The following is a 12,985-nucleotide window of genomic DNA, read 5'->3' as shown; positions in this document are numbered from 1 at the left end:
ACAAAAAAATCTTGTGTTTTGTCACTAGCGCACAGAATGCGTTTTATGCACAGTAGAATTGTCATAATGCAAGGAATGCATGATACCCATGGAAGTCCGCGACCTCGAGGCATTTCTGGCAGTCATGTCCACCGGCAGCATCACCGCTGCCGCCCGGCTGCTCGATCGCTCGCAGTCGCAGGTGACGCGCCTCATCCAGGATCTCGAGACATCGCTGGGCTTTCCGCTGTTCGAGCGCAACGGTCCCAAGATCACGCCGACGGACGAAGGGGTCGCCTTTCATGACGATGCCGAGCGCTTCTTCAGCGGCATCGGCCACCTGCGCGACCGGGCCAAGGCGATTGCCGGCCGCGAGCCAGAACCGATCGAGATCGCCGCGACGCCGGCCTTCGCAAGCGGCATCATTCCGCTCGCTCTCGCCGAATTGCCCGCGGAGCGGCTTCCCCGCACCATGCAGCTGCGCAGCATGCCGGCGGAAGCCGCCATCCAGTCGGTGCTCGGCCGCACCGCGGATTTCTGCGTGACGTCACTGCCGGCCGACCAGCCGGGCCTGGAAGTGCAGGGTTTCTTCGAGGGGCGCTGCGTCGCTGCCGTCGCCCATCACGATCCGCTGGCGAAAAAGTCCGTCATTTCCATCGCCGACCTTGCCGATCGTACACTCGTGACCATGGCGAACCCGTTCCGCCTGCGCCACCGGGTCGATCAGGCGCTCAAGGCGGCGAATGTCCGCCCCGCCCGCGTCATCGCGACGAACGCGACGATGAACGCCGTGCAGATCGCCTCGACCGGGCTCGGCATTGCCGTAATCGAGCCCGCCACGGCCTACGGCCTGCAGTCTGCGCCCGTTGCGATCCGGCCGCTCGATGTCGATGTCCCGTTCCTCTGGGCGATTTTTTCCGCAACGGCGCGCCCGCTTTCGGCCGGCGCGCGCGCGCTCATCCGGCAGATCGTGGATGTCGCATCCAGGCGTATTCCGGATCTCGTCATCCATGACCCGCGCCAGATGGCGCGCATCGCGGACCGCACGTTTTCCGGCCGCGCCGGCGACCCCGCTCCGGCCGGCGGCGATGCCCGCGACATGCCCGACGTGAATGAAAATGAGCCCGCAAAGACCAAAACAAGGAGAGAGTGACATGAAGGACTTTACCACAACACGCCGCTCGACGCTGAAGCTGCTTGCCGCCGGCACCGGCATCCTTGCCGCTCCGGCCATTATCCGTCCGGCCTTTGCCCAGAGCAAGGTCGTCAACATCACGACCTACGACAAGTTCGTACCCCAATCCTTCATCGACCAGTTCCAGAAGGATACCGGCATCGAAGTGCGCATCCGCCTCACCGACGACCAGGGCAAGCAGTACAATCTGCTGACCGCCGAGGGTGCGACGCCTTCCACCGACATCGTCACCGTCACCGGTCACCGCCTGTCGCAGTTCCTGAACTCGAACCTGCTTTCGGCGCTCGATACCGGCCGCCTGAAGAACTGGGACAAGCTCGCCGCCGCCTACAAGGGCGCGCCGCAGCTCACCATCGACGGCACCACCTACGGCCTGCCGCTGCTTGCCGGCTATGAAGGCCTGGCGCGCAACACCGAATACACCAAGGAGACCGATACCTGGGGCCTTATGTTCGAGGACGAGTTCAAGGGACTTACCTCCTATATCATCACCGACTTCCTCTCGATAGTCATGACCTACCAGGGCAATGACGGCGACTACGTGACCTATGGCGACAAGCCGGATGTCGCGCAGACCGCCACCAACCAGGCCCGCGACTTCCTGATCCAGCACAAGGACAAGGTGCGCAAGTATTACGACGCCGGCTCCGAGGTGCAGCAGATGTTCCTCAACGAGGACATCTATCTGGCACAGGTCTGGTCCGGCCCGGCCGCCAAGCTCATCATGGACGGCCACCCGATCGAGATCTCGGTGCCGAAGGAAGGCACCTATGGCTTCCTCTACTCGTTCAACGTCGTCAACAACGCGCCGAATGCGGACGCCGCCTATACCTTCCTCGACGCGATCCTTTCCTCTCCGGAAATCGGTGCGGCGATGACCCGCCAGTCCGGCTTCGCCTCGGCCTTCGCAGGCGTCAACGACGTGCTGGACGATCGTGAGCGCGCAGCCCTTTCGCTGCCCGACGAGCAGGCCCAGCGCATCCAGTTCTTCAGCTCCGTCAACCGCGACATGAAGAACGAGATGATCGACAAGGCCGCCGCCGAGATCAAGGCGGCCTGATCCTGACGACAGGCGCGGCCGGTCTTCGGCCGGCCGCGCATGGGCATCCTTCGAAGCCGGGAACGACGAGAATGGTGGATACGACGATGCAGCCCCGAACCGTCACCTCGACGGCGCCGCCGCGCTACGCCGGATGGATCGGCAGGACGGTCAATTCGACCCTTTACCGCAATACGATCGGGCTTCTGGCCAGCAACCGCTGGGTCCGGCTTGCCGTGCTGGCGGGCGTGCCGCTCGTTTGGATCGCCGCGTTGCATCTCGGCCCCATTCTGCAGATGGCCAATATCAGCTTCCTTGCCAACTACCCGCCCCGGCCGGGCGTGGACAGCGGATACACGCTGGAGAACTACGGCTTCTTCTTCTCCGACCGGCTCTATTTCATGCCGTTCGTGCGCAGCCTCATCTTCGCGGCCGTCGTGACGGTCTCGACGCTGGTGATCGTCTATCCGGTCGCCTACTACGTCGCGAAAGTGGTGAAGCCGAAGAACCGGATGCGCGCGCTGCTGCTGCTGCTCATTCCGTTCTGGGCCGGCGAGCTGATCCGGACCTTCTCGGTCATCATGCTGCTTGCAAACCGCGGCGCCGTGAACGTGCTGCTGCGGGAGCTCGGCTTCATCGACCGGCCGATCCCGATGCTCTACACCTTCTTCTCGCTGAGCTTCGGCGTCGTCTACCTGCTGGCTCTCTACATGCTGCTGCCGCTCTATTCGGCGATCGAGAAAATCCCGACGCCGCTCATCCACGCCGCATCCGACCTCGGCGCCGGGCCGTTCCAGCGCTTCCGCCGGGTCATCCTGCCGCTTTCCAAGGACGGCATCGTGTCGGGCTGCAGCCTCGTCTACCTCACCACCATCGGCGTCTTCGCGGCGCCCCTGCTGCTCGGCGGACCGAACGCGGTCATCTTCCCGGAGGTCATCGCCACCCTCTTCCACGGTTCGAACGACAAATGGCCGGAAGGCGCCGCCTTCTCGATGCTGATGCTCGCCGTCTCGCTGACGACGGTCGGGCTCTTCATGCGGATCGTCGGCGGACGCTCCGTCCGGCTGATGTGAGGAGAGGATGATGAGAACCTATTTCAACGACCTGCCGAAGACGGCGCTTGGCGCGTCCTACTGGCTCTTTGCGGTCTATCTCGTCCTGCCGCTGTCGCTGATGATGGTGATGAGCCTCAAGGATGCCAATTTCATCGCCTTCCCGATCAACAGCTGGACGCTCGACTGGTATGCGAAGGTGCTGCAGGACCGGCAGTTCATCAACGCCTCGCTCTACTCCATCGGCATCGCGCTCGCGACCACGGTCTGCGCCACCATCATCGGGGTCTGGATCGCGCTCCTGATCTCGGCGGAGAATATCTGGGGCAAGGCGGCGATCTTCGCGCTTGCCTGCCTGCCGGCCGTCGTCCCCGGTCTCATCAACGCCATTTCCATGCGCATCTTCATCCGCGCGCTGGACATTCCGACCGGAACCTTCGCCATCGTGCTCGCACACACGGTGCACGCGGTTCCCTTCGTGGTGATCATGGTTCTGACGCGCCTGCGCTCGATGCCGGCGAACCTCGTAGATGCCGCGCGCGATCTGGGGGCAGATCCGTTCATCGCCTTCCTGCGCGTGACGATCCCCTATCTGATGCCCGCGCTCATCGGCGGCATGATCTTCTGCGTGCTGACCAGCATCGACGACTTCGTGCGCACCTTCTTCCTCGGCGGATACCAGCCGACCCTGCCCATGCTGATCTTCGCCAAGGTGCAGGGCGGCATGTCACCGGAAATCAACGCCATGGCGACGATCGTGCTCATCGTCACGACCATTGTCGGCCTCTATGCCGAATACTTCACCCGCCGTTCCAGGAGCTGATGCGTATGCAGCCTGTCGTCCAATTCAAGAACGTCAACAAGTTCTACGGAACGCAAGCCGCCGTAGAGGATCTGGACCTTGCCATCGATGCGGGCCAGTTCGTCACGCTGCTCGGCCCGTCGGGCTGCGGCAAGTCGACCACGCTACGCATGCTCGGCGGCTTCGAGGACCCGACCTCCGGCGAGATCTATCTCGATGGCAAGCCGATCTCGCACCTGCCGCCGAACCGGCGCAATGTAAACATCGTCTTCCAGGACTATGCGCTGTTCCCGCATCTCTCCGTCATGCGCAACATCGCCTTCGGGCTGGAGCTGAAGGGCCTGGCGCAGGATGCGATCCATCGCCGCGTCACGGAGCTTCTCTCCCTCGTCTCGCTCGCGGATTATGCCGAGCGCATGCCGGCCCAGCTGTCCGGCGGCCAGCGCCAGCGCGTGGCGCTGATGCGCGCGCTCGCACCGGACCCGAACGTGCTGCTGCTCGACGAGCCGCTCTCGGCGCTCGACGCCAAGCTGAGGCAGCAGATGCAGATCGAGCTGAAATCGATCCAGCAGAAGACCGGCAAGACCTTCCTCTTCGTCACGCACGACCAGGAAGAGGCGCTTACCATGTCCGACGTCATCGTGGTGATGAACAAGGGACGGATCGAGCAGATGGGCGGGCCGGACGAGCTTTACGCCCGTCCGCGCAGCCGCTTCGTCGCCGACTTCATCGGCCGGAGCAACTTCATCGAGGGCAAGGTGGTCTCCGTCTCGGGCAATATCGCCAGCCTGGACTGGCAGGGCAACATCATCCACGCGGACGTCAACGGCACGTCGCCTGCGACAGGCAAGGTCGTAACGGTCGCGCTGCGCCCGGAAGCCCTCTACTGTCTGACGGAGAAGCCAGAGGGACGGCTGGCGCTCAAGGGGCGCATAACCGGCCGCGTCTTCAAAGGCGCGCATACCTCGCTCACCGTCACGCTCGAAAACGGCACCAGCCTGCTGGTCCAGCTCGACCCCGTGGCACTGTCGCATATCGAGGGGGACGACGTCTGGATCGGCTGGCGCGAACGCGACGCCGTCCTCCTGGCGGATTGAAACGGAGAGTGGAATCATGATCGACAGACAGCAGCAGCAAAGCCGGCTCTCCAGCCTCAATGCGCGCGTGAAGCAGGACCTCGGCTATCTCAACTATCCGCCGGCCAACTGGTCGAAGCCGGTCACGACGGCCGACGGCGGGCCGGTCAGCGACGTCGTCGTCATCGGCGGCGGCATGTGCGGCCTCGTCGCCTGGCATGCGCTGACGCGCGCCGGCATCGTCAACCTTCGTATCGTCGACCGCGCGCCGAAGGGGCTCGAGGGCCCCTGGCTCACCTATGCCCGGATGGAGACGCTGCGCTCACCGAAGATCCTGCTCGGCCCGGCGCTCGGCGTCGCCTCGCTCAGCTTCCGGGCGTGGTTCACCGCGCTTTACGGCGAGGGCGAATGGGAGGAGCTCTACCGCATCCCCAGGCCCATGTGGATGGATTACCTGTCCTGGTATCGCGAGGTCATGGACGTCCCGGTCGAGAACGACACGCATGTCACCCGCATCCTGCCGCGCGAGGACAGTCTTCTCGAACTCGAGATCGCCGGCGGCGCCCGTCCGTCGATCGTTACCCGCAAGCTGGTGATGGCGACCGGCCGCGACGGCCTCGGCGAGCCGACGATTCCGGATTTCGTCAAGGGCATGGAGCGGCACAGGTCCTGGGCGCACTCGGCCGACGAGATCGATTTCGACCGGCTGAAGGGCAAGCGCGTCGTCGTCATCGGCGTCGGCGCCTCGGCGGTGGACAATGCGGCCGAAGCGCTGGAGCAGGGTGCCGGCGAAGTCCGCCTTCTCGCCCGCCGCAAGGAGATGCCGACGATCAACAAGCTCATGGGCATCGGCTCCTACGGCGTCATTGCCGGCTTCGCCGAGATCTCGCCGGAATGGCGCTGGCGCCTGATGGACTATGCCGCCAAGCAGCAGACGCCGGCACCGCACAATTCGACGTTGCGCGTCAGCCGTCACCCGAACGCCTATTTCCATTTCGGCTGCGCCATCGCCTCGATGAAGGAGGAGGACGGCGAGGTCGTCATCACCACCACGAACGGCCGCGTCTTCCGCACCGATTTCGTCATCCTGGGGACCGGCTTCTCGATCGATCCCATGAGCCGGAGCGAGCTTGCGCCCTACCAGGACAGGATCGCCTGCTGGGAGGACCGCTACGACCCGCCGGCGGGCGAGGAAAATCCCGGCCTCGGCCGCTTTCCCTGGCTGAACGGCGATTTCTCCTTCACCGAGAAGGAACCGGGCACGGCACCCTGGCTGAAGGACATCCACTGCTTCAACTACGGCGCCTCCGTCAGCGTGGGCAAGGTGAGCGGGGACATTCCGGCGATCAGCGAGGGCGCGCTCTGGCTTGCGCGCGGCGTCGCCGCCTCGCTCTTCATCCGCGATGTCGATTATCACTGGGAAGCGCTGCTCGCCTACGAGAAGCCGGAACTCGACGGAACCGAGTGGACCGATGCCGACGCGCCGGTGCAGGCACAGAAAACCGCGTGAACGAACGCGCGAAATGAGGACACGCCCATGACCGCCTCCCCCGCCGCCGATGTCATCGACACCGTGCTCGGCCTCGACCGCTTCCCGGACCTGAAGGCGCTGCGCGAGCAGCGCGGCAAGCTCAAGCACCTGACCCAGACGAGCTACGAGGCTGCCCTTCGCCCCGCCGAGCCGCGCAACTTCTCCTACGGCATGAGGGCGGCGCTTGCCGCGCGCATGGCCACGCTCTGGAAATCCGGTGAACTCGCCGCCCATTACCGGGCGCTTCTCGATGGCGAAGATCCGGTATTGAGCGCCATCGCCGATCCGGGCACCGGCCCGGCCGATGCGGATGCGCGCCTTTCCGCGATCCTCGCCCATGTCGACCTGGTGACGCTCGCGCCCAAGGAGGCGACGCGCGCCAATATCGAGAAGCTGGCCGCCGCCGGCCTCGACGACCGCGATATCGTCACGCTCGCCGGCCTCATCGCTTTCGTCAACTACCAGGTGCTGGTCGTGGCCGGCCTCAAGATGCTGAGGGACAACTGACATGTCGGACGCCGTTCACGAATTCACCGTCGAGGCGCTCGACTGGAAGCCCTATGTCAGGCCGGTCGACCTGGACACGGCAACGCCCGAACAGCTGGACGCCTTGAAGGTCACGCCGTCCAACAAGAAGGTCTCAGCCTATGTGCTGGTGCTCGCCAACGAGGCGGAGACGCTTCGCGAGCGCACGCCGCTCTTCAACGACATCATGTACAGCGAGGGCGGGCTTTCGCGCGGCGGCCGCGAGATCGGCGCGCTCGCCGCCTCCTTCGTCAACCATTGCATCTACTGTGCCGCCGTGCATGCGGCCCGCTACATCCAGATCGAGAAGCGGCCAGAGGTGGTGGAGGAAATCTACAGGAACGGTCTTGACGCCGACCTGCCGGAGTTCGAGCAGGCGCTTTTCAACTTCGGCGTGGACCTGACCGCCCATCCAGACAATGTCGGCACCTACCAGTTCTACCACCTGCGCGAGACCGGCCTCGACGATCTTGAAATCCTCGACCTCATCCATTCGGTCGCGATCTTCGGCTGGGCGAACCGGTTGATGCACACGCTCGGCGAACCGCACCGGCAGGAATGAGTGGAACAGCTTTCCCGCACTGACGGGGGCGGCGCCGTCCGCCCCTTCGACATCACCCATCGCGACGTCCTGACGATCGCGCTTCCGATGATGATCGCCTATCTGTCGAGCCCGCTGGTCGGGCTGGTCGCCACGGGCGTCATCGGGCAGCTCGGCGACGAGGCGCTCATCGGCGGCGTCGCCCTGTCGGCCGTCATCTTTGACGTCATCTTCGTCACCTTCAATTTCCTGCGCGGCGCCACGACCGGTTTTACGGCACAGGCGCTCGGTGCGGGCGACAGGCACGCGGAACAGCGCATGCTGGCGAGCGGCCTGATCATCGCGCTCGTCGGAGGTCTCGCCCTCCTCGTCTTCCACAAGCCGCTTGGCGAACTCGGCCTTGCCGCAATGGGCGCGAGCGGGGCCGTCGCCGAGGCGGCATCGACCTATTTCGCCTGGCGCATCTGGTCGGCGCCCTTCGTGCTCTTCAATTTCGTCGTCTTTGGCTGGATCATCGGACGCGGCGAGGCGCTCTGGGGCATGATCCTGCAGACGCTTCTGAACGGGATCAATGCCGGGCTCAGTATCTACTGGGTGCTGGGGCTGGGCTGGGGCGTCGCGGGTGTCGCCGCCGCCTCGCTCGTTGCGGAAGCGGTGACGGCGGTCGCCGGCCTGTACCTCATCTGGAAGAAGACCGATCCCAAGGCCTGGAGCCTGCCGGGTGCTGCGGCTTTCCGCCGGGCCTTCTCGGTCAATGGCGACATGATGATCCGCTCCTTCGCGCTGCTGATCGGCCTGTCGCTCTTCACCCGGCAGAGCGGCACGCTCGGCATCGAAATCCTCGCAGCCAACACGATCCTCCTGCGCTTTTATTTCTTCGGCGTCGCCTTCCTCGACGGGGTCGCGACGGCAGCCGAGCAGCTTGCCGGCAAGGCCGTCGGCGCGCGCTACCGCCCGGTCTTCGACCGGACGATCAGCCTGACGACGCTCTGGGGCTTCGTCTTCGCAGGGCTCGTCTCTCTCGCCTTCCTCGCCGCTGGCGACTGGGTGATCGGCATCACGGCACCGACGGAAGCGGTTTCCACGCTCGCCCATCTTTACCTGCCCTATGTGGTGGCGCTGCCGATCTTCGGTATCGTCGCCTTCCAGATGGACGGCGTCTATATCGGCGCGACCTGGTCGAAGCAGATGCGCAACCTGATGCTGCTCTCGCTTGCGCTCTATCTCGTCGCCTGGAAGGTGCTGCCGGCGCATTTCGGCAACCACGGCCTCTGGATCGCGCTCATCCTGTTCCAGAGCGTCCGCAGCATTGCCTTCCGCTTCATGCTGCCTGGTCTGGCCGACCGTACCTTTCCCCGCTAACGCCATTTAGCCGACCGGGAGACCCTGGAAAGACTCGATCGTTTCGTCAAGACGCACCCATTCGTGTTTCGATTGTTCGAATACCGACATTGTCGGTGCGGCGAAGGCCGGATAGGCAAACGAGCCGACGGCCACACCGATCCAGGAGGGCGAGGCATCGGCCTTCCAATAGACCGTCGAACCGCAGGCCGGGCAAAAATGCATCCGGACCTTGCGGCCACTGTCGGCAATGCGGATGAACTCCGTGGACGGTCCGGATATCTCGACACAGTCGATTGAGTAGAACGCATTGGCGCTGAACGGCGCGCCGGTTCTTCGCTGGCAAGCGAAGCAGTGACACAGGGCGGTCAATTGTGGCAGTTCGCTGAATGTCAGTCTCAGGGCACCACAGGCGCATTGGGCATCGGCCATGGAAATTCCTCCCGCTTGCGTGGTCAAATTTTGCTGGTTGAGGGCTGAAGTGCAGGTCGGAACCGCGAGTCCTTGCGGTCGACGATGCGAAGGGCCGAAGCCTGATAGGTTTCAGGCTAGCCGGAACAGCAAAATAGAACGAGGGAATGCCGAGGTCCAGAGGCTTACGGTCGTTTCTGCCCGTCTGCCTTTCGCGAGACTCATAGGGAGTATAGCGGCCGCACGGTCGGCGGTTCTGAAGGATATCAGACCGCCGACCGTGCCAAACGGTGACCTATGCCAACGCTGGCAGCAACTGATCGACGCTTTTCTTTGCATCGCCATAGAACATGCGTGTGTTGTCCTTGTAGAACAGCGGGTTCTCGATGCCGGAATAGCCGGTGCCCTGGCCCCGCTTGGAGACGAACACCTGCTTGGCCTTCCACACTTCGAGCACCGGCATGCCGGCAATGGGGGAGTTCGGGTCCTCCTGTGCCGCCGGATTGACGATGTCGTTCGAGCCGATAACGATCACGACGTCCGTCTCCGGGAAGTCGTCGTTTATCTCGTCCATCTCCAAGACGATGTCGTAGGGCACCTTGGCTTCGGCGAGCAGCACGTTCATGTGGCCCGGCAGGCGGCCGGCGACGGGGTGAATGGCGAAGCGCACGGTCTTGCCGGCCGCGCGCAGCTTGCGCGTCAGCTCGGAGACCGACTGCTGGGCCTGTGCCACCGCCATGCCGTAGCCCGGCACGATGACGATGCTGTCGGCTTCGTTGAGCGCGGCGGCGACGCTTTCCGCGTCGATGGCGATCTGCTCGCCCGATATCTCCATCTGCGGGCCGGCCGTGGCGCCGAAGCCGCCGAGGATGACCGAGACGAAGGAGCGGTTCATCGCCTTGCACATGATGTAGGAGAGGATCGCACCCGAGGAGCCGACCAGCGCGCCGGTGACGATGAGAAGGTCGTTGCCGAGCGTAAAGCCGATGGCGGCGGCCGCCCAGCCGGAATAGCTGTTCAGCATCGAGACCACGACCGGCATGTCGGCCCCGCCGATGCCCATGATCAGGTGGTAGCCGATGAAGAAGGCGGCGAGCGTCAACAGGATGAGTGTCCACGCGCCCGCGCCGTTCACGTAAAGCACGAGGAGAAGCAGCGAGAGGATCGCCGCACCGGCATTCAGGAAGTGCCCGCCCGGCAGCTTCTTCGCCTTGCCGTCCACCTTGCCGGCCAGCTTGCCGAAGGCGACGACCGAGCCGGTGAAGGTGACGGCGCCGATGAAGACGCCGAGGAACACCTCGACCTTCATGATCGAAAGCTCGACCGGCTCCTTGTGGGAGAGGATCACCGCGAAGCCGGTCAGCGTGGAACGTGCGGCCTCGTCGAGGCCGGCGACGTGCGCCGCCTCGATATGGGCGTTGAAGCCGATGAAGACGGCGGCGAGGCCGACGAAGGAGTGCAGCGCGGCGACGAGCTGCGGCATCTCGGTCATCTGCACGCGCGAGGCGACATAAGACCCAAACACCGCGCCGCCGGCGATCATCAGGAGAATGACGAGCCAGTTGCCGACACCAGGCCCGAAGACCGTGGCGATAACTGCGAGCGCCATGCCTGTTATGCCGTACCACACGGCGCGCTTGGCGCTTTCCTGGCCCGAGAGCCCGCCGAGGGAGAGGATGAAGAGAACTGCTGCCGCAATATAGGCGGCCGAGACGATACCGATGGTCATGACAGATTCCCCCCGATCAGGATTTCTGGAACATGGCGAGCATGCGCCGGGTGACGAGGAAGCCGCCGACGATGTTGATCGTGGCGATCAGCACCGAGAGCGCCGCCAGGATAACCACCAGCCCGTTGCTTGATCCGACCTGCAGCAGCGCGCCGAGGATGACGATGCCGGAGACCGCATTGGTGACGGCCATCAGCGGCGTGTGCAGCGAATGCGAGACGTTCCAGATCACCTGGAAGCCGACGAAGCAGGCGAGCACGAAGACGATGAAGTGGCTCATGAAGGCCGCGGGCGCGAAGGCCCCGACGATCAGCAGCAGCGCCGTGCCGACGGCGAGCAGGACAAGCTGGCTCTTCGTCTCGGCCCTGAAGGCGGCGGCTTCGGCCGCGCGCTTCTCCGCCGGCGTCGGCTCCTTGACCTTCTCCTTCGGCTTCTGCGCGGCAATGGCCGCTATCTTGGGCGGCGGCGGCGGCCAGGTGATGTCGCCGTCCTTGGCGACCGTCGCGCCGCGGATGACGTCGTCCTCCATGTTGTGGACGATGACGCCGTCCTTGGCCGGCGTCAGATCCGTCAGCATGTGGCGGATATTGGTGGCGTAGAGCGCCGAGGACTGCGCGGCCATGCGGCTCGGGAAGTCGGTATAGCCGACGACAGTGACGCCGTTGTCGGAGACGATCTTCTGGTCGGCGACGGTAAGGTCGCAGTTGCCGCCGCGCTCGGCGGCGAGGTCGACCACCACGGAGCCCGGCTTCATCGCCGCCACCATGTCGGCCAGCCACAGTTTCGGCGCGTCACGGCCGGGGATCAGCGCCGTGGTGATGACGATGTCCATCTGCGGGGCCAGTTCGCGGAACTTTGCAAGCTGCTTCTCGCGGAACTCCGGCGAGGACGGGGCGGCATAACCGCCGGTCGCCGCGCCATCCTGCACGCCGCCGTCGAAGTCGAGATAGACGAATTCCGCGCCCATCGACTCGATCTGCTCGGCCACTTCGGGCCGCACATCGAAGGCATAGGTCTGCGCGCCGAGCGAGACGGCGACGCCGATGGCGGCAAGGCCCGCCACGCCTGCGCCGATGACCAGCACCTTGGCCGGCGGCACCTTGCCGGCGGCGGTGATCTGGCCGGTGAAGAAGCGGCCGAAATTGTTGCCCGCCTCGATGACCGCGCGGTAGCCAGCAATGTTGGCCATCGACGACAGCGCGTCCATCTTCTGAGCGCGCGAGATGCGCGGCACCATGTCCATGGCGATGACATTGGCGCCCGTCGCGCGGGCCTGTTCCAGCAGCTCGGCGTTCTGGCCGGGATAGAAGAACGAGATCAGCGTCTTGCCGGCCGACAGGAGGTCGACCTCTCCCGTCGTCGGCGGGCGAACCTTGACGATGACTTTGGAAGCGGCGACCAGCGCAGCCGCATCCGCGACCACCGTCACGCCCGCGGCGCGATAGGCGTCGTCCGATATGCCCGCCAGAAGGCCCGCGCCCGCCTCTACGAAACACGCATATCCAAGCTTTCGAAGCTGAACCGCACTGTCAAGCGTCAGCGAAACGCGCGACTCTCCAATGGCCAGCTCCCTGAGAGCTCCAACCTTCTGTCCCATTTCTCTTCCCGGCAGAGCCGGCCCTCTTGTGTAGGCATGTGTTCCGAAATCGCCGCGCGGTGCCCCCGGCGATGCTGCGATCGGACCAATCCAGATGTTCAGCGGCGATGCTTGCCGGCATTTTTCCAGCGAAACGGCGATCACTGGTGATGCGAAAACACCGAGCG

General features: G+C 64.6%; 12 protein-coding genes. 9 read left to right on the top strand and 3 right to left on the bottom strand.

What is annotated here, in order from left to right:
- Positions 1 to 79: 79 nt before the first annotated feature.
- The 9 genes from AABQ55_RS28110 to AABQ55_RS28070 all read left to right on the top strand — a co-directional run bounded on the left by AABQ55_RS28110 (position 80) and on the right by AABQ55_RS28070 (position 9,102).
- Positions 80 to 1,132, top strand: a complete 1,053-nt coding sequence (locus AABQ55_RS28110; protein WP_272808238.1) for a LysR family transcriptional regulator — start codon at positions 80 to 82, stop codon at positions 1,130 to 1,132.
- A 1-nt stretch (position 1,133) separates the two neighbouring features.
- On the top strand, positions 1,134 to 2,234 hold the full coding sequence (locus AABQ55_RS28105) for an extracellular solute-binding protein (protein WP_244770644.1): 1,101 nt from the start codon (positions 1,134 to 1,136) through the stop codon (positions 2,232 to 2,234).
- A gap of 71 nt (positions 2,235 to 2,305) precedes the next feature.
- Complete coding sequence (locus AABQ55_RS28100; protein ID WP_336314401.1) at positions 2,306 to 3,286, top strand: ABC transporter permease; 981 nt, start codon at positions 2,306 to 2,308, stop codon at positions 3,284 to 3,286.
- Positions 3,287 to 3,296: 10 nt separating this feature from the next.
- Positions 3,297 to 4,088 (top strand): ABC transporter permease, encoded by a 792-nt coding sequence (locus AABQ55_RS28095; RefSeq protein WP_272808240.1) that lies wholly within the window; start codon positions 3,297 to 3,299, stop codon positions 4,086 to 4,088.
- A gap of 5 nt (positions 4,089 to 4,093) precedes the next feature.
- A complete protein-coding gene (locus tag AABQ55_RS28090; RefSeq protein ID WP_272808241.1) occupies positions 4,094 to 5,164 on the top strand; it encodes an ABC transporter ATP-binding protein in 1,071 nt (356 codons plus the stop codon).
- A 16-nt stretch (positions 5,165 to 5,180) separates the two neighbouring features.
- Positions 5,181 to 6,653: an NAD(P)-binding domain-containing protein gene (locus AABQ55_RS28085; protein ID WP_272808242.1), complete on the top strand. Its 1,473-nt coding sequence runs from the start codon at positions 5,181 to 5,183 to the stop codon at positions 6,651 to 6,653.
- Positions 6,654 to 6,680: 27 nt separating this feature from the next.
- Complete coding sequence (locus AABQ55_RS28080) at positions 6,681 to 7,181, top strand: CMD domain protein (RefSeq protein WP_272808243.1); 501 nt, start codon at positions 6,681 to 6,683, stop codon at positions 7,179 to 7,181.
- Between the two features lies 1 nt (position 7,182).
- Positions 7,183 to 7,761, top strand: a complete 579-nt coding sequence (locus AABQ55_RS28075; protein WP_272808244.1) for a peroxidase-related enzyme — start codon at positions 7,183 to 7,185, stop codon at positions 7,759 to 7,761.
- Positions 7,762 to 9,102: an MATE family efflux transporter gene (locus AABQ55_RS28070; protein WP_272808245.1), complete on the top strand. Its 1,341-nt coding sequence runs from the start codon at positions 7,762 to 7,764 to the stop codon at positions 9,100 to 9,102. It begins immediately after the preceding gene.
- A 6-nt stretch (positions 9,103 to 9,108) separates the two neighbouring features.
- On the opposite strand, the gene AABQ55_RS28065 is transcribed toward AABQ55_RS28070, so the two are convergent.
- The 3 genes from AABQ55_RS28065 to AABQ55_RS28055 form a co-directional block, all read right to left on the bottom strand.
- Entirely contained in the window at positions 9,109 to 9,513 is a 405-nt protein-coding gene (locus AABQ55_RS28065) for a GFA family protein (protein ID WP_272808246.1), read from the bottom strand.
- Positions 9,514 to 9,787: 274 nt separating this feature from the next.
- The gene (locus tag AABQ55_RS28060; protein WP_272808247.1) at positions 9,788 to 11,221 is read right to left on the bottom strand and encodes an NAD(P)(+) transhydrogenase (Re/Si-specific) subunit beta; all 1,434 of its coding nucleotides are present in this window, start codon (positions 11,219 to 11,221) and stop codon (positions 9,788 to 9,790) included.
- Positions 11,222 to 11,237: 16 nt separating this feature from the next.
- Complete coding sequence (locus AABQ55_RS28055; RefSeq protein WP_272808248.1) at positions 11,238 to 12,818, bottom strand: Re/Si-specific NAD(P)(+) transhydrogenase subunit alpha; 1,581 nt, start codon at positions 12,816 to 12,818, stop codon at positions 11,238 to 11,240.
- Positions 12,819 to 12,985: the final 167 nt, after the last annotated feature.

The sequence above is a fragment of the Shinella sp. WSD5-1 genome (assembly GCF_963942435.1).
GTDB classification, from domain to species: domain Bacteria; phylum Pseudomonadota; class Alphaproteobacteria; order Rhizobiales; family Rhizobiaceae; genus Shinella; species Shinella yambaruensis.
This window is presented reverse-complemented; position numbering and strand designations above follow the sequence as displayed.